A 17,112-nucleotide genomic window follows, 5' to 3' on the forward strand; every position below is an offset into this window, starting at 1 on the left:
GATCGACCAGGTCAGACGGCTTGTAGCCGAACCGTTGCCGTTCCGTCGGACGTCCCCCACAGCGAGCGCATAGTGTGTGATGCCGTTCCCGAAGGCCGTGGGAGCGTCTCTCGGATCCAGTGCGGATCGGGCGGGATCACGGCCGAAGCGCCAAGTTCGTTCATTTCAGGGGGAGTCAGATCATGCGATCCATACGTCCGTCGTTCACCGCTCGGCGAGGGGGGAGGGCTCGCCGGACCTCCCCCGTTCTGGCCGCTGTCGCGCTCGCCTCTGCGCTCGCCCTCACCGCCACCGCCTGCGATTCGGGCGACGCCGACGCCGGTGGCGAGGGGGCGGCGACCGCCGCGGCCGACGACGGCAAGCTCAAGATCCCGGACGACATCAAGGACCAGCTCAAGGAACACGGGATCGACATCGACAAGTGGAAGGACGGCGCCTGGAAGGACTGGAGCAAGGACGACTGGCTGCGCGAGGCCCAGGATTACGTCAACCCGATCATCGAGGGTCTGTGGGACCCGGACCGCATGAGGGACGCCGAGGAGCCCGACCAGGGGGTCGACGAGAGCGACATCTCCGGTGACCAGGGCGTGACGGACCCGACCCCGGATCCGGTGCAGGCCGAGGCGATTCCGGCCTCGTACCACACCAACGCGCCCACGGCGGGCAAGGTGTTCTTCGACTCCCCCGAGGGCACGATGGTCTGCTCGGCGACGGTCGTGCAGGACCCGGCCAACCCGGGCAAGTCCAACATGGTGTGGACGGCGGGGCACTGCGTGCACGCGGGCAAGAAGGGCGGCTGGTACCGCAACATCGCGTTCGTGCCGTCGTACAACGACGGGGGCAAGTCGGCGAAGGAGCTGGAGACGGTCGCCAAGGAGGAAGTCGCTCCCTTCGGTGTCTGGTGGGGCGACTGGGCGCAGACCTCGGACCAGTGGATCGAGCAGGGCGGCTCGACGGGCGGTGACGGAGCCTCGTACGACTTCGCGGTCATCCATGTGACGCCGGAGAAGGGCGGCGACGGCAAGTCGCTGGAGGAGACCGTCGGTTCGGCGCTGCCGGTGGACTTCAAGGCTCCCGCTGTGCCCAAGGTGAAGGACTTGACGGCGATCGGCTACCCGGCCGCCCCGCCGTACGAGGGACAGACGCTGTACCGCTGCCAGGACAAGCCGGGACGGCTGTCGCTCAATGAGTCGGATCCGACGATGTACCGCATCGGGTGCAGCATGACCGCCGGTTCGTCCGGTGGCGGCTGGGTCACGACGGGCTCGGACGGAAAGCCGGCGCTGGTGTCCAACACCTCCATCGGCCCGGTGACGTCGGGCTGGCTGGCCGGTCCGCGACTGGGCGACGAGGCCAAGGGCGTGTACGACGCGGTCAGCGGGAAGTTCGCCGGCCAGTGACCGGTGTGCCCGGTCCCGTGCCGTCAGGCGCACGGGACCGGGCGGGGCCCCGGCAGCGGTGCCGGGCGCCCGCGCGGCAGGGCAGTCATTCGCTCAAACGGGGGGTCATCGCACCATGCGTTCCATACGTACGTCCGCGCCGGTCGGGCGTGGCCGTCGCACCGTCCTCGGCGCAGTGGGGCTCGTCGCCTCGCTGGCGCTCACGGCGACCGCGTGCGGCGGTTCGGAGGAGAACAAGGCCGACGACAAGCCCGACGCCACCGCCTCCCAGGCCGCCGACGGCGACGCAGACGGCGACGGCGGCAAGGTGACGATCCCGTCCGACATCGCGGACAAGCTCAAGAAGCACGGGATCGACGTCGACAAGTGGAAGGACGGCGGCTGGGAGGACTGGGACAAGGACAAGTGGCTCAGAGAGGCCGAGGACTTCGTCAACCCGGTGATCGAGGGCCTGTGGAAGCCGGAGCGGATGCGCTCCGCCGAGGAGGCCGACAAGACCGTCACGGTCAAGGACGCCCGAGCGGCCCAGGGGGTCAGTGACCCGGAGCCCGCTCCCGTCCGGGCGGCGGCCGAGAAGACGCCGTACCGCGACAACGCGGCACCGGTCGGCAAGCTGTTCTTCGACTCCCCGGACGGCCCGGCCGTGTGTTCCGGCACGGTCATCAAGGACGTCAACCATCCTGGCAGGTCCAACCTCGTCTGGACGGCCGGCCACTGTGTGCACGCGGGTGGCAACGGCGGCTGGTACCGCAACCTCGCCTTCGTCCCGACCTACAACGACCTCGGCAAGTCCGAGGCGGAGCTGAGCAACGCGAGCCCGGCCGAGATGGCCCCCTTCGGCAACTGGTGGGCGGACTGGGCCTCGACGTCCAACGGTTGGATCCAGGGCGGTTCGTCGTCCGGCGGCGACGGGGCGGCGTACGACTACGCCGTGCTGCATGTGAAGCCGGAGCAGGGTTCGAAGTCGCTGGAGGAGACGGTCGGCGCCGCGCTGGACGTGGACTTCTCCGCGCCGTCCGCGGCGCAGGCGGGCCGGATGGGTGCCTGGGGCTACCCGGCGGCGCCGCCCTACAACGGCCTGCAGATGTTCAAGTGCCTCGACGCTCCGGGCCGGTTCTCGCTCGGTTCGAGCCTGCCGACGATGTACCGGATCGGCTGCTCCATGACCGGCGGCTCGTCCGGCGGCGGCTGGTTCCGGGTGCTGAACGGTGAGACGGTGCTGGTCTCCAACACCTCGATCGGCCCGACGGACAACACCTGGCTGGCGGGCCCGCAGCTCGGTGAGGACGCCGAGGCGCTGTATCAGAACATGAGCAAGACCTACGGCGGTCAGTGATCCGCGCATGAGGAGGGCCCGCCTCCCTGTCGTGAGCAGGGGGCGGGCCTTCGCTCTGCCGTGCGTGGTTCAGCCGGCCGGGGTCGGGACGTACGGCGTGAGTTCCGCCGCCAGTTCCTCGTGCACCCGCACCTTGAGCAGGGTCCCCTCCGTGGTGTGCTCCTCGGAGATCACCTCGCCCTCGTCGTGGGCGCGGGCGACCAGCTTGCCGTGGGTGTAGGGCACGAGTGCCTCGATCTCCACGGACGGGCGGGGCAGTTCGTCGTCGATCAGTGCCAGCAGTTCCGTGATGCCCCGGCCGGTGCGGGCCGAGACCGCGATGGAGCGCTTCTCCACCCGCAGCAGCCGCTGCAGGGTGAGCGGGTCGGCAGCGTCGGCCTTGTTGATGACGACGATCTCGGGTACGCCGGTGGCGCCGACGTCCCTGATCACCTCGCGCACGGCAGCCAGCTGCTCCTCCGGGACCGGGTGCGAACCGTCCACCACGTGCAGGATCAGGTCGGCGTCGCCGACCTCCTCCATGGTGGAGCGGAACGCCTCGACCAGGTGGTGCGGCAGGTGCCGGACGAAGCCGACCGTGTCCGCCAGCGTGTACAGCCGTCCGCTCGGGGTCTCGGCCCGGCGCACGGTCGGGTCGAGGGTCGCGAACAGGGCGTTCTCGACCAGCACGCCCGCGCCCGTGAGGCGGTTGAGCAGCGAGGACTTGCCGGCGTTGGTGTAGCCCGCGATGGCGACGGACGGCACCTTGTGGCGCTTGCGCTCCTGGCGCTTGATCTCGCGGCCGGTCTTCATCTCCGCGATCTCCCGGCGCATCTTCGCCATCTTCTCGCGGATCCGCCGCCGGTCCGTCTCGATCTTGGTCTCACCGGGACCACGGGTGGCGAGGCCGCCGCCCTTGCCGCCGCCCATCTGCCGGGACAGCGACTGACCCCAGCCGCGCAGTCGCGGCAGCATGTACTGCATCTGCGCGAGCGCGACCTGTGCCTTGCCCTCTCGGGACTTGGCGTGCTGGGCGAAGATGTCGAGGATCAGGGCCGTACGGTCGATGACCTTGACCTTGACGACGTCCTCGAGGTGGATCAGCTGGCCGGGGCTGAGCTCACCGTCGCAGATGACGGTGTCCGCGCCCGTCTCCAGCACGACGTCGCGCAGTTCCTGCGCCTTGCCGGAGCCGATGTAGGTGGCGGCGTCGGGCTTGTCGCGGCGCTGGATCACACCGTCGAGGACGAGGGCGCCGGCCGTCTCCGCGAGGGCGGCGAGCTCCGCCAGGGAGTTCTCCGCGTCCTGCACGGTTCCCGAGGTCCACACTCCGACGAGTACGACGCGCTCCAGGCGGAGCTGCCGGTACTCGACCTCGGTGACGTCCTCGAGCTCGGTGGAGAGGCCCGCGACACGGCGCAGTGCCGCGCGCTCGGAGCGGTCGAACTGGTCGCCGTCCCGCTCTCCGTCGACATCGAGGCTCCAGGCGACGTCCTCTTCCATCAGGGCATCGGCCCGAAGACCCTCGGGGTGGGTGTGCGCGAGGCGCTTGGTGTCCTGGGAAGGGGAAGAAGAGGAGGTCATTGGGTCCTTACGTCGTCGGTGTTCCGTCGGCGACGGAGCCGGTCCGGGGGACACTCCGTCACTGTCCTCAACGTCCGGGGCACCCGGGAGATTCCCGGTCCCGTGCCGTGCGGACCTGACGATGGTCGCACGGTACGGCCCGTCTCGTCATCGTGTTATTCCCCGCTCCCGTCCGGTCGATGCCCGGGGGTGACCGGCCGCGGGGCGGGTGCCGTGGACCGGGCGTCCGACGTCCATTCGGGGTGGCCGGGCATCGGCGGGGTCGTGGTGCCGTACAGCCACGGGTGCAGGAAGCCGGTCAGGTCGCGTCCGGCGACGCTGGAGGCCAGGCGGACGAAGTCGGAGGTGCCTGCCGTGCCGTTCCGGTGGCGGGTGGTCCAGTCGCGCTCCAGGCGTTCGAAGGCGGGGCGGCCGATCGTCTCGCGCAGGGCGTACAGCACGAGGGCGGCGCCGTCGTAGACGTGGGGCCGGAAGATGCCGATCTTCCGGCCGGGCGCCGGGGGACGGGGCGCGGCCGGCGGTCCGCCGTCCGCGCGCCAGCCGTCGGACGCCTCGTAGGCGGCTTTCATGCGGTCGTCCAGGGTCCTGCCGCCCCGTTCCTCGGCGTACAGCGCCTCGTACCAGGTGGCATGGCCCTCGCCCAGCCACAGGTCGGACCAGGTGCGGGGGCTGACGCTGTTGCCGAACCACTGGTGGGCCAGTTCATGCACCATGATCGATTCGACGTACCAGGCGGGGAGGGCGGGGTCGGTGAACAGGTCCCGTTCGAAGAGGGAGAGGGTCTGGGTCTCCAGCGCGAAGCCGGTGGAGGCGTCGGCGAGGAGCAGACCGTAGGTCTCGAACGGGTACCGGCCGGCTCTCTCCTCCATCCAGGAGATCTGGGCGGGGGTCTTCGCCGGCCACTGTTCGAGGCCGGCGCGGTGGGCGGTGGGGACGACGTCCCGCAGGGGCAGCCCGTGCGGGCCGGTGCGGCGCAGGACCGTGGAGCGGCCGATGGAGACCTGGGCGAGTTCGGTGGCCATGGGGTGGCCGGTCCGGTACGTCCATGTGGCGGTCCCGCGCGTGCGCTCGACGCCGGCCGGAATGCCGCCCGCGACCACCGTCCGACTGTCGGGGGCGGTGATCCGGAAGGTGAAGATCGCCTTGTCGGAGGGATGGTCGTTGCACGGGAAGACCAGGTGGGCGGCGTCGGCCTGGTTGGCCATGGCGAGCCCGTCCGCGGTGCGCACCCAACCGCCCTCGCGGTCCTCGGCGGCGACGGGGTCGCTGGTGTGCCGGACGGTGATCCTGGTCCGCCCTCCCTCGTCCGGAACGTCCTCCGGCGTGATCACCAGGTCCTCTCCGGCACGGGTGAAGCCGGCCGGATCGCCGTCGACCTCGACCGAGCGGACCGTGCCGTGAGCGAAGTCGAGGTTGATCCGGTCCAGGACGGCGGTGATGCGGGCGTCGATCGTGGTGACGGCTTCGAGCGGCCGGTCGTTGCGCCCGGAGTAGGTGAGGGCGATGTCGTACGACTGGACGTCGTAGCCGGGGTTGCCCAGGTACGGGAAGAGCCGGTCGCCGATGCCGAGCGGAACGGCGGGACCGCTCGCGGCGACGAGGCAGACGGAGACGGCGGAGGCGGTCAGCACCGCGACCGCCCGTCGCCGCCGCGCGCGACCGCCCACGGCTCGGACACCCCGGCGCCGGGCCGCCCGACCGCGGCGTGCCCGGTCCTCGGCGGCCGGGTGGTCCGGTACCGGGACGTGGGTGGGGTGGCTGGTGGGCGTCCGGTCCTGGGGTGCGTGGCCGTCGGGCACCTGGGCTCGACGGCCACGGCTGACCGGTGGCCGGCCGTCAGGGGGATCCGCCCGGTCCCGGGGGCCGTGGTCGCAGGGTGGCTCGTCCGGCCGGTCCCGGGTTGCTGCGGGCCGGTCGGGGGAGAGGGGGCCGTCGAAGGAGCCGGTGATGCCCGGTGGCGGCTGACTGTGCGGGACATGGCCGGGTGCCGAAGGGTCCTGCGGCGCGTCGCTGCCGGGGACCGGGGCCGGGGCGGCGCGGTCGTGCGGGTCAGGCGTGTGGGGGGTGGGCATCCACCACGGCTGTCAGCGCGCGGAAGCGCCATGGGGACGGCGCGCTCCCGGAACACCCGATCGGGTAATCACACCGCCGCTTGGACGTTCCGCCCCACCGTCACGCGCCCGAGGCCTGTCGCTGGGCCCGGCTCACGTCGTAGACGCCCGCCACATCGCGCATCGCGCGCATGAGGGCGGGCAGCCGGGCGGCGTCCGGGAGCTGCACGGTGTAGGTGTGGCGTACCTGCTGCCGGTCCGGGGGCTCGACGGTCGCGGAGACGATCTCGGCGCCCTCCAGGGCCATGGCCTCGGTGAGGTCCGCGAGCAGATGCGGGCGGACGAACGACTCCGCGACCAGCGTGACCCGGCACTCGGCGCCCTCTCCCCAGCGCACGCCGACCTCCGCGCGCCCCGCGCTCTTCATCCGCGCCACCGCCGGGCACCCGGCCCGGTGCACGGTGACCGCTCCCCCGCGCACGGCGAAGCCGGTCACCTCGTCGGGCGGTACGGGCGTACAGCAGCCGGCGAGACGTACGGTCGCGCCTGCCCGGTCGGACAGGACCTGGGCGGCCGGGGGCCGGCCGGGGGCCGGGGCGGGATCGCCGGCGAGCGGCCGGGCGGGTTCCTCCGGTTCGGTCTCGGGAGCCTCGTCCGGTGCGGGGTGGGCGGACAGCCACCGCTGGATGGCGATCCGCGCGGCGGGGGTGTGGGCGTGCTCCAGCCACTCCCTGGAGGGCTCGGAGGCCGCGTCCTGGCCCATGAGCAGCTGGACGGTGTCACCGTCCTTGAGGACGGTGCTCAGTGTCGCCAGCCGGCCGTTGACCCTGGCGCCGATGCACGCGTGGGCGTCCTCGCCGTACTGCGCGTAGGCGGCGTCCACGCAGGTCGCCCCCTCGGGCAGGCCGAGCGTGCCCCCGTCGGGCCGGAAGACGGTGATCTCGCGGTCCTGGGCGAGGTCCTCGCGCAGGGTCGACCAGAAGGTGTCGGGGTCGGGCGCGGCCCGCTGCCAGTCCAGGAGCCGGGAGAGCCAGCCGGGCCGGGTGGGGTCGACACGTTCGCCGTCGCCGGCGGACTGCTCCTCGGGGGACCCGGCATAGGGGTTGCCGAGGGCGACGACTCCGGCCTCGGCGACCTTGTGCATCTGATGGGTGCGGATGAGGACCTCGACGACCTGGCCGTCCTCGCCGGCCACCGCGGTGTGCAGCGACTGGTACAGGTTGAACTTCGGTACGGCGATGAAGTCCTTGAACTCCGAGACCACCGGCGTCAGACAGGTGTGCAGCTCGCCCAGGACGCCGTAGCAGTCGGCGTCCTCGTTGACCAGGACGAGGAGGCGGCCGAAGTCGGCGCCGCTCAGCGGGCCGCGTTTGCGGGACACACGGTGCACGGAGACGAAGTGGCGGGGCCGGATGAGGACTTCGGCGGTGATGTCGGACTCGCGGAGCACCTTGCGCACGTCGTCGGCGACCTCGGCGAGCGGGTCGTCCGCGCGGGCTGCGTTGCGGACGATCAACTCCCGTGTGTGCGCGTACTCGTCGGGGTGCAGGATGGCGAAGACCAGGTCTTCCAGTTCCGTCTTGAGCGCCTGGACGCCGAGCCGTTCGGCGAGCGGGATGAGTACATCACGTGTCACCTTGGCGATGCGTTCCTGCTTCTCGGGGCGCATCACGCCGAGGGTGCGCATGTTGTGCAGCCGGTCGGCGAGTTTGATCGACATCACGCGTACGTCGTTGCCGGTGGCGACGAGCATCTTGCGGAAGGTCTCGGGCTCGGCGGCGGCGCCGTAGTCGACCTTCTCCAGCTTGGTGACACCGTCGACGAGGTAGCGGACCTCCTCGCCGAACTGCTCCCTCACCTGATCGAGGGTCACATCCGTGTCCTCGACGGTGTCGTGCAGCAGGGAGGCGGTCAACGTGGTCGTCTCGGCGCCGAGTTCGGCGAGGATCAGGGTCACGGCGAGGGGGTGCGTGATGTACGGCTCGCCGCTCTTGCGCATCTGGCCGCGGTGGGACGACTCGGCCAGCACATAGGCCCGGCGCAAGGGTTCGAGATCGGCGTCGGGGTAGTGGGCGCGATGGGCGTCGGCCACGTGCCCGATGGCGTCGGGAAGCCGGTCGCGGCCGGTGGAGCCGAGCAGCGCGGCACGGCCCAGCCGGCGCAGGTCGAGCCGGGGGCGGGACTTCCTGCGCGATCCGCTCGGTGTGACGTGGCCAGCTGTCACAGAGCCTGGGGTCGCAGGATTCGCGGCCTCCGCGTTCATGGGCACCTCCGGCTGCGTGGACCGGCGGACGGCGTGCCCCAGGGCGGACTCGGGCTCAGGAGACGGCGTTCGCCCCCCGTCCGGGCCGGTGCTTGATGCTACCGACCCGGACCCCCTCGGACCGACCGCCTCCGGCCGAGCGTGAAACGGATCACCCCTTCGAGCGATGACCTTCGGAGGCCCCTTTCACGCCATCGAACGGCGGGAACGCCATGATCTTGAAGGCGAACACCATCCCGGCCCTGCGGATGCGACCACCGGCCGGTCCGGAGGCTGTGATACCGAGCCTGCTTTCCGGTCAGCGCAGGGCGTTCTCCAGCCACTCCGATTCGATCACGCCCTCGGCGACGATCACCGCCGGACCCGTCATCTCGATCTCGCCGTCGGGCCGTTCGGTGATCACGAGGGTGCCGCCGGGCACATCCACGGTGTACGTCGCCGGGGCACCGGTGACGGCCGGGTCGGCGCCGTCGCGGCGGGCGGTGGCCACGGCGACCGCGCACGCGCCCGTGCCGCAGGAGCGGGTCTCGCCGGATCCGCGCTCATGCACCCGCAGTGCCACGTGCCGGGGACCGCGGTCGACGACGAACTCCACGTTCACCCCGTCCGGGTAGGCGGCGGCCGGGGTGAACGGAGGCGGGGTGAAGAGGTCGCCCGCGTGGGCGAGGTCGTCCACGAAGGCCACGGCGTGCGGGTTGCCCATGTTCACGTTCCTCGCGGGCCAGCTGCGCTCGCCGACGCGCACGGTGACGTCGCCGTCGGGGAGCAGTGCGCGGCCCATGCCGACGGTGATGTCACCGTCCTTGGCGATGTGCACGGTCTTCACTCCCCCGCGCGTGGCGACGGCGATGTCTCCTTCGCCGACGTGTCCGGCGCGCTGGAGGTAGCGCGCGAACACGCGCACTCCGTTGCCGCACATCTCCGCGACGGAGCCGTCGCCGTTGCGGTAGTCCATGAACCACTCGGCCTCGGCCGCCATGGACCGTGCCTCGGGGTGGGCCTCGGAACGCACCACGTGCAGCAGTCCGTCGCCGCCGATGCCGGCGTGGCGGTCGCACAGGGCGGCGACGGCGGCCGGGGGCAGGTCGAGGGCGTTCTCGGGGTCCGGGACGATCACGAAGTCGTTCTCCGTGCCGTGGCCCTTGAGGAAGGGGAGCATCCTTCGATCCTACGAGAACGCTGGAACGGCGGGGCCGCGAGGCCATGGCTCCCTGCGGACGGGTGGGGCCTGTCGCGCAGTTCTCCGCGCCCCTCAGGGGAGCTGCTCTCCCCCGCGTTGATCAGTGACCCGGCGCGCACCCGAGGGGCAGGTCGCGCCCACGCGTCGACACAGCCGAGTGCTGATCAGTGGCTCCGCGCCGGCCCGGTGGGCTTTCGGGTCGTAGTCCCGCGCCCCCAGGAGCGTTGATCAGCGGAGGCGGGCTACCCGCCATACCGCCAGGGCCACCGCCGCCGCGACCATCACCGCGTACGCGGCCACTACGCGCCAGTCGGGTCTGCGGCCCGCGCCGCGGGGCGGGAGGCCCGGCCAGGTGGAGCCGACCCTGCGGGCGGCCATCATGCCCCAGCCGGCCGCGCAGGAGCAGATCAGCAGGCCCAGCATGGCGATCACGGCGCCGCTGTCACCGAAGTCGAAGGCGAGCGGGAAGGCGAACATCAGGGAGCCGAGCGCGGCCAGTGCGACGATGGGCGCGAGCTGCCAGATGCGCAGTCTGCGCTGCGGGCGCAGCTCGACCTCGACCTCGTCCCCGCCCGCGAACATCTCGTCCGGCTCGGGGCCGTCGTCGGTCACACCGCCCTGCGTCTCGTCCGGTCCGTCCGGACTGAGACGGTCGGTCGTCTCCTGCTCCGCCGCACCCCGCTCGGTGGTGAGGTGCTCGGTGCCGTGTGCGGTGTCACGAGGGCCGGCCTCCATCGCCACGCGCCCTCCCAACTAGGACTCCACTTGGTCGATCGAAGCTCGATGATGGCACGGCGTCACCGGCCCCGATGACGGCCTGGGCGTCCCGATGCCAGGACGTGATCAGGCTGTAACCGGTCGTTCGACCAACGACGACGCGAGCTGCGGAAGTTCCGTCAGGTCCGCCGCGGCCCCACTCAACCAGTGCACCCGGGGATCGCGCCTGAACCATGAATCCTGACGGCGCGCGAAGCGCTTGGTGGCACGGACGGTCTCGTTCCGGGCCTCCTCGAGGGTGCACTCCCCGGCGAGCGCGGCGAGCACCTGCTGGTAGCCGAGTGCGCGCGACGCCGTACGCCCCTCGCGCAACCCCCGCGCCTCCAGTGCGCGCACTTCCTCCACGAGACCGGCCTCCCACATCCGGTCGACCCGGCGGGCGATGCGCTCGTCCAGCTCGGGGCGGGGCACGTCGACGCCGATCTGGACGGTGTCGTAGACCGAGTCGTGGCCGGGGAGATTCGCCGTGAAGGGTCGTCCGGTGATCTCGATGACCTCGAGCGCGCGGACGATACGGCGGCCGTTGCCCGGCAGGATCACCCTCGCGGCCTCGGGGTCCGCCACGGCGAGGCGGGCGTGCAGCGCTCCCGGGCCGCGCAGGGTGAGCTCCTCCTCCAGCCGGGCCCTGACCTCGGGGTCGGTGCCGGGGAACTCCAGGTTGTCGACGGCGCCGCGGACATAGAGGCCGGAGCCGCCGACGAGGACGGGCCAGCGTCCCTCGGCGAGCAGCGCGTCGATCCGCTCCCGGGCCAGCCGCTGGTACTCGGCGACGGACGCGGCGACGGTGACGTCCCAGACGTCGAGCAGGTGGTGCGGGACGCCACCGCGCTCGTCGGGCGTCAGTTTGGCGGTGCCGATGTCCATCCCCCGGTAGAGCTGCATGGAGTCGGCGTTGACGACTTCACCGCCGAGCCGCCGGGCCAGGAAAACGCCCAGATCGGACTTTCCGGCCGCGGTGGGACCGACGACGGCGATGACGCGGGGGGCATGGGGTGCGCTGCTCACTGATCCAGTCTCGCAAACCTCGCACCCCGTCCTCGATCGGGTTACGTGACACGGCCGCCGCCCGGTCGTTGCCCGTGGCGGGATCCCTGCCGCCCCGATCGCGGTCGCGGCGGCCCGGGTCACACGAACGGACACACCGGGCTACGCGGGATGTCACCCGCACGAGTAACGTATGGAGTGGATATGGGAGTTTTCGCACGCATTTTTCGTAGGTCGAAGACCACGGAGGAGACGCGGGCCCCGGAGGCCCGGGCCGACGAAGCGGCGGCCGGAACCGGTACGGAGGACACGACCGGGGCCGCGGAGCCGAAGGAGTCGGCCCGGGCGCCGGAGTCCACCGGGCCGGCGGAGCGGAGGGCCAAAGAGGTCACCGGTACCGACACCGTCGAGATCCCGAAGCAGCAGTCCGCCGAGGCCGCCGACAGCGAGGCAGGTGAGGGCGCCCGCACATAGCCCGGGCACCGGCCGGGCACCTGCCGCACGACCGGCCGGCATCAGCCGGGCCAACCCGGGCACACGCCCGGACACAGCCCGTTCGGAACCGGCCGCACAGCCCGCACTCAGATCGCCGCGAGGGAAGGTACAGACATGGGTCTCCTGGACAACCTGAAGGCCAGACTCGGCCCCGCCAAGGGCAAGGTCTCCGGCCTTGCGCAGCAGCACGAGGGCAAGATCCAGCAGGGCCTGGACAAGGCCGCCCGGACCGTCGACGCGCGGACCAAGGGCAAGTACAGCGACAAGATCCAGTCGGGCACGGGCAAGGCCAAGGGTGCCGTGGACCGGCTCGCGCACAAGAACGATCCCGGCGCGGAGGGGGGCGGCACGAGCACTCCGCCGCCCACGCCCTGAGCGGCTCACCGCCGGACGGCCGCGGAGCACATCGAGCGCTCCCGGCCGTCCGCCGCGCGCGCACCACGGCGGGCGGCTACGACCAGGTGGCCACGAGGTAGCCGACCCCGTAGGGGGCGTCGTCGTAGAGCAGTGTGCCGGACAGCCGGGGATTGCCGGCCGCCGCGCCGGCGAGCACCTGCCAGGGTGCCCGGCCGGACACCTTCAGCTCGCGGGCCGGTCCGGCGTCCAGTGCGCGCAGGGCCCCGGTGTCGGCCGCGCCCAGGGCGCGCGCGAGTTCCGCGTCGTAGGGGGCCGCGCGCTCGTCGAGATAGCCGGGCGCCTTGAGCGTGCGGCACGCACTGGCATCGCCCATCACCAGCAGCGCCACCCGCTCCGCCCGTCGGGCCAGGGCCTCGCCCGCCTCGGCGCACCGCTCGGGCGTGAGGTCCTCCCCCACGGCCAGTGCCTCGACGGGGGCGTCCGCCCATCCGGTGCGGCTCAGCAGCCAGGCGCCGATGGCCGGCCCGTACGGGAGTTCCCGCCCGGCCGTCCCCTCGTCCCCGGCCCTTCCCAGCCGTACGTCCATGTCGACGCCGAAGCCCCTGAAGGTCCCCGGGGTGCCCTCCGGGTAGCTCTCGGGGCCGGCGCCGCCGCCCGGTCCGACCACCACGAGCAGATCGGGCCGGGCTGCGGCGAGCACGCCCAGGGCGTCCGTGCACACGGCCCGCGCGGTGTCCAGCTCGGGGGCGGCCCCTGCGGCGACCTCGGGCACGAGCAACGGCGGGCACGGGCAGACTGCGGCGGCGACAAGCATGATCAGCAGCCTACTGCGGTGGCCGCCGACGGCACTCCCGCCACCTGGGTCAGTCGACGGCGCAGCCGCCGGTGACCGCGGGCAGCGGCTCGGGCACGCCCACCTGGGGCAGGCCGAGCAGCACACCGGCGGGCCGGGCGGCCTTCTCGGTGTTCCGCTTCTCCCAGGCGTCCCCCGCGCGGGTGCGGCGCACCTCGAGCACCGCGCCCTCAGCGAGGAGGTGGTGCGGGGCGGCGTACGTGATCTCGACGGTGACGACGTCGCCGGGGCGCACCTCCTGCTCCGGCTTGGTGAAGTGCACCAGACGGCTGTCGGGGGCGCGGCCCGAGAGGCGGTGGGTGGCGCCGTCCTTACGGCCCTCGCCCTCGGCGACCATCAGCTCCACGGTGCGGCCGACCTGCTTCCTGTTCTCCTCCCAGGAGATCTCCTCCTGGAGGGCGACGAGGCGCTCGTAGCGCTCCTGGACGACCTTCTTGGGGATCTGGCCGTCCATCTCGGCGGCCGGGGTGCCGGGACGCTTGGAGTACTGGAAGGTGAACGCCTGCGCGAAGCGGGCCTCGCGCACCACGTGCAGGGTCTGCTGGAAGTCCTCCTCGGTCTCGCCGGGGAAGCCCACGATGATGTCGGTGCTGATCGCCGCGTGCGGGATGGCGGCGCGGACCTTCTCGATGATGCCGAGGTAGCGCTCCTGGCGGTAGGAGCGGCGCATCGCCTTCAGGATCGGGTCGGAGCCGGACTGGAGCGGCATGTGGAGCTGCGGCATCACGTTCGGCGTCTCGGCCATGGCGGCGATGACGTCGTCGGTGAAGTCGCGCGGGTGCGGCGAGGTGAAGCGGACGCGCTCCAGGCCGTCGATCTTCCCGCAGGCCCGCAGCAGCTTGCTGAACGCCTCGCGGTCGCCGATGTCGGAGCCGTACGCGTTGACGTTCTGCCCGAGCAGGGTGATCTCGGAGACGCCCTCGGCGACCAGGGCCTCGATCTCGGCGAGGATGTCGCCGGGGCGGCGGTCCTTCTCCTTGCCGCGCAGCGCCGGGACGATGCAGAAGGTGCAGGTGTTGTTGCAGCCGACGGAGATGGACACCCAGGCCGCGTAGGCGCTCTCGCGCCGGGTGGGCAGCGTGGAGGGGAACGCCTCCAGCGACTCGGCGATCTCGACCTGCGCCTCCTCCTGCACGCGGGCGCGCTCCAGCAGGACGGGCAGCTTGCCGATGTTGTGCGTGCCGAAGACGACGTCGACCCAGGGGGCCCGCCTGACGATGGTGTCGCGGTCCTTCTGCGCGAGGCAGCCGCCGACCGCGATCTGCATGCCGGGGCGGCTCGCCTTCTTCGGGGCGAGGTGGCCGAGATTGCCGTAGAGCTTGTTGTCGGCGTTCTCCCGGACGGCGCAGGTGTTGAAGACGACGACGTCGGCGTCGCCGTCGGAGCCCTCGGGAGCGCGGACGTAGCCCGCGTCCTCGAGCAGTCCGGACAATCGCTCGGAGTCGTGGACGTTCATCTGGCACCCGTAGGTGCGTACTTCATAGGTGCGTGTGCCGCCCACTGACTGGCTCCGGTCGATGCTGCTCATGCCCACAAGGGTAGGCGCTGCCGCGGACCGCCCCGGCCGGGTGGGCAAGTCCCTGCCAGGCAGGTTCCTGGCCTGGCCGGATGCGGACAGCGGGGGTGGCGCGATGGTTGTCTCCTCGCAGCGGCAGGAAAGCGTGGGGAACGCGGACCGGCCCGGGGGAGCTGAAGGCACCACTGGCTCCATGCGCGGTTCACGACGCACTGACGTACGCATGGGATGGAGACCGGCATGATCCGCACCGACCGTTGTAAATGTCAGCCGGCGCTCGCAGGGTCTGAAAACATTCCGGAAGTCGGCCGGGAGGAATCCCGGATACATTCCCCAGGGAATCCCGGTCAGGAATCCCCTATCAATGGCAGGAACACGCCCTGACCGCCAAGGACGGCAAGAACGACGCCGACACCGTGTTCGAGCGCTTCGACGCCGACGAGTCGGAGACCCTCGAGGTCGCCGACGGCGCGGCGCTGCCCGAGATGGGCGCCTCCAGCGGCTCGATCGGCACCTCGTCCTCCTCGTTCACGGGGTGGCGCGCCGCCCCCTCGGCCCGGCGGTCCGTCAGCCGCGTACGGCCACGTGGTACGCGGAAACCCAGAGCACCGCGGCGCAGGCCAGGCCCACCACGAGCCGTACGTTCTCGTCCGACAGGCCGGCCACGACGAGGACGACACCGACGACCGCGACGGCGGTCAGCAGCGCGGCCGTCCACCGGTACTGCCACTGGTCGTACAGACGGGCGAGCGGGAAGAAGTGGAGCCCCACGACGAGGGCGATGCCGGCCGGGATGAACTCGGGCCGGCCGGCGGCGTTGGACGCCGCGATGACCGCGAAGACGGCCACCAGTTCGACGGTGTTGACGACACCCACGCCGCGCGCCCAGTTGGCCGGGAGGCTCACCGTCCGGGGCGAGGGGGCGGCGTCCTTGCGGTGGCCCAGATAGATCGTCGCCGCGGTGACCGCGAGGGCCGCGGCTTCTATGGACACCGGCACGAGGTCCGTGGCCGAACCCGTTCCGGAAGCGGCGGCGAAGGCCCACACCAGGGCGAAGACGGAGAGCACGAGGGTGCCCCTGCGCCGCAGTTTCCGGGTGAGTTCCAGGCACTCGGCGTCCGCCAGGGACGGGGTGGGCGGCATGGTGGGGGGAGTAGGCGTCATTGGCGGAGAGTACAACGATCATCGCGACTGCCAGATATCTTGCGGTCAGCCCTCCCCTTCCACTCAAACGGAATTGACCATTCCGAGATCTTGCCGCCGGGAGTCCCATGGAAAAGCGGCGCACGGATGTCATGAGAACCGTGACACATGTGAGCCGCCACCTCTTTCCCCTTTCGCCGCGCATTCCGGCCGCCCATGATGTGGGGCACATTTCCGAAGTCATTTGCCGTACTTTTCGGAAGGTGTGAAGGGCATGGTGGTTGACGCTCCGGAGCGTATTGCCGTGAGGCCGGATTCCGCCGACCTGACGGGGGTGCGACTCCACACCCGTATGCCGGGCACGCCCAGTTGCCTGGCTGCGTGCGGCTCTGCCGCGTAGCTGCGGGCAGTCGTGCCGCGTAGCTGCGGGCAGTCGTGCCGCTGGGGCGGCACGGGTGGGCGCAGCGGCACCCCTTCAAGCGGGGCGAGCGCTTGCCCACCCCCGTCCAGCAGCCACCCGGGGTGACGGCTGAGCAGGGGGACGTCGCGCGGCCCGGCGCCGGCGGGGTGCCGTCGCGCCCACCCGTGCCGCCCTGCGGCACGCCTGCCCGCGGAGGGGCGGAGTGCAGAGTGCGGGCACGCCTGCCCGCGGAGGGGCGGAGGGGCGGAGGCGCGCTGGGACGCGAGAGGGCGGGAACGCGGGGTCAAAGAGCAGCGGCCCCCCGCAAGCGAATCCCCGCCCAGCCGTCACGCGTCCGGCAGCCACCCCTGCCCCCGTAGTACTCCCGCCACATCCGGCGCCGCGTAGTGCTCACCCTTGAGCACCTTGCCGTCGGCCCGCCGGCTGACCGACCCGTCAGGACCCCGCTTGCTCATGTTGGACCGATGGATCTCGGCGATCACCGCGTCGAGGTCGATCCCGTGAACCAGCGCCGTCCCGTAAGCGACATACACCACATCGGCCAACTCGTGCGCCAGCCGATCGAGCGGCCCCGCCACCGACACCTCGGCAACCTCCTCCGCCTCCTCGGCGAGCAGCTCGCCCCTGTGCGCCGCGAGCTCCGGGGCGACCTCGGACGGAACATCCCGGACATCCAGCCCGAACGCACGATGAAACTCACGAACCAGTTCGGCAGGCGAAGAACTCATCCCGCGACTGTACCGACCTGGTCAGCACCCACCTCACCTGGCAGG

The 17,112-nt window shown here is 71.7% G+C and carries 14 protein-coding genes and 1 pseudogene; 5 read left to right on the plus strand and 10 right to left on the minus strand.

What is annotated here, in order from left to right; all coding sequences use genetic code 11:
• The first annotated feature begins 182 nt into the window (after positions 1-182).
• Both ACGFR9_RS29190 and ACGFR9_RS29195 read left to right on the plus strand, forming a co-directional pair.
• Positions 183-1,400, plus strand: a complete 1,218-nt coding sequence (locus tag ACGFR9_RS29190; protein WP_393214159.1) for a trypsin-like serine peptidase — start codon at positions 183-185, stop codon at positions 1,398-1,400.
• A gap of 115 nt (positions 1,401-1,515) precedes the next feature.
• Positions 1,516-2,736 carry a trypsin-like serine peptidase gene (locus ACGFR9_RS29195; protein WP_393214162.1) on the plus strand — a complete coding sequence of 407 codons (1,221 nt, stop codon included), beginning with the start codon at positions 1,516-1,518 and terminating at the stop codon, positions 2,734-2,736.
• A gap of 69 nt (positions 2,737-2,805) precedes the next feature.
• Here the strand turns inward: ACGFR9_RS29195 and hflX are convergent, their stop codons facing one another.
• From hflX to miaA, 6 genes are all read right to left on the minus strand, one after another.
• Positions 2,806-4,299, minus strand: coding sequence for a GTPase HflX (gene hflX / locus ACGFR9_RS29200; protein WP_393214165.1), 1,494 nt, complete (start codon positions 4,297-4,299; stop codon positions 2,806-2,808).
• A gap of 155 nt (positions 4,300-4,454) precedes the next feature.
• Positions 4,455-5,966 (minus strand): M1 family metallopeptidase, encoded by a 1,512-nt coding sequence (locus ACGFR9_RS29205; RefSeq protein WP_393214168.1) that lies wholly within the window; start codon positions 5,964-5,966, stop codon positions 4,455-4,457.
• Between the two features lie 505 nt (positions 5,967-6,471).
• Positions 6,472-8,613, minus strand: coding sequence for a RelA/SpoT family protein (locus ACGFR9_RS29210; RefSeq protein WP_393214170.1), 2,142 nt, complete (start codon positions 8,611-8,613; stop codon positions 6,472-6,474).
• A 298-nt stretch (positions 8,614-8,911) separates the two neighbouring features.
• Positions 8,912-9,772, minus strand: a complete 861-nt coding sequence (gene dapF / locus ACGFR9_RS29215; protein WP_393214173.1) for a diaminopimelate epimerase — start codon at positions 9,770-9,772, stop codon at positions 8,912-8,914.
• A 249-nt stretch (positions 9,773-10,021) separates the two neighbouring features.
• Entirely contained in the window at positions 10,022-10,528 is a 507-nt protein-coding gene (locus tag ACGFR9_RS29220; RefSeq protein WP_393214276.1) for a hypothetical protein, read from the minus strand.
• Positions 10,529-10,636: 108 nt separating this feature from the next.
• Positions 10,637-11,575, minus strand: coding sequence for a tRNA (adenosine(37)-N6)-dimethylallyltransferase MiaA (miaA, locus tag ACGFR9_RS29225; protein ID WP_393214176.1), 939 nt, complete (start codon positions 11,573-11,575; stop codon positions 10,637-10,639).
• 183 nt (positions 11,576-11,758) lie between these two features.
• Here miaA and ACGFR9_RS29230 point away from each other — a divergent pair, with 183 nt between their 5' ends.
• Together ACGFR9_RS29230 and ACGFR9_RS29235 are read left to right on the plus strand one after the other, a co-directional pair.
• Entirely contained in the window at positions 11,759-12,028 is a 270-nt protein-coding gene (locus tag ACGFR9_RS29230) for a hypothetical protein (RefSeq protein WP_393214179.1), read from the plus strand.
• A gap of 135 nt (positions 12,029-12,163) precedes the next feature.
• Positions 12,164-12,424, plus strand: a complete 261-nt coding sequence (locus tag ACGFR9_RS29235; RefSeq protein WP_393214181.1) for an antitoxin — start codon at positions 12,164-12,166, stop codon at positions 12,422-12,424.
• A 76-nt stretch (positions 12,425-12,500) separates the two neighbouring features.
• On the opposite strand, the gene ACGFR9_RS29240 is transcribed toward ACGFR9_RS29235, so the two are convergent.
• Both ACGFR9_RS29240 and miaB read right to left on the minus strand, forming a co-directional pair.
• Entirely contained in the window at positions 12,501-13,220 is a 720-nt protein-coding gene (locus ACGFR9_RS29240) for a class III extradiol dioxygenase subunit B-like domain-containing protein (protein ID WP_393214184.1), read from the minus strand.
• A gap of 49 nt (positions 13,221-13,269) precedes the next feature.
• Entirely contained in the window at positions 13,270-14,787 is a 1,518-nt protein-coding gene (miaB, locus tag ACGFR9_RS29245; protein ID WP_393214187.1) for a tRNA (N6-isopentenyl adenosine(37)-C2)-methylthiotransferase MiaB, read from the minus strand.
• 404 nt (positions 14,788-15,191) lie between these two features.
• On the opposite strand from miaB, the pseudogene ACGFR9_RS29250 reads away from it, so the two are divergent.
• Positions 15,192-15,290 (plus strand): annotated as a pseudogene (locus ACGFR9_RS29250) (thiazolylpeptide-type bacteriocin); the annotation flags it as partial.
• Positions 15,291-15,342: 52 nt separating this feature from the next.
• Here ACGFR9_RS29250 and ACGFR9_RS29255 read toward each other — a convergent pair.
• Positions 15,343-15,939 (minus strand): DUF7010 family protein, encoded by a 597-nt coding sequence (locus tag ACGFR9_RS29255; protein WP_393214190.1) that lies wholly within the window; start codon positions 15,937-15,939, stop codon positions 15,343-15,345.
• Between the two features lie 726 nt (positions 15,940-16,665).
• On the minus strand, positions 16,666-17,067 hold the full coding sequence (locus ACGFR9_RS29260; protein ID WP_393214192.1) for a MazG nucleotide pyrophosphohydrolase domain-containing protein: 402 nt from the start codon (positions 17,065-17,067) through the stop codon (positions 16,666-16,668).
• Between the last annotated feature and the right edge of the window lie 45 nt (positions 17,068-17,112).

This window comes from Streptomyces sp. NPDC048584 (assembly GCF_043199595.1).
Classification (GTDB): Bacteria; Actinomycetota; Actinomycetes; order Streptomycetales; family Streptomycetaceae; genus Streptomyces; species Streptomyces edwardsiae.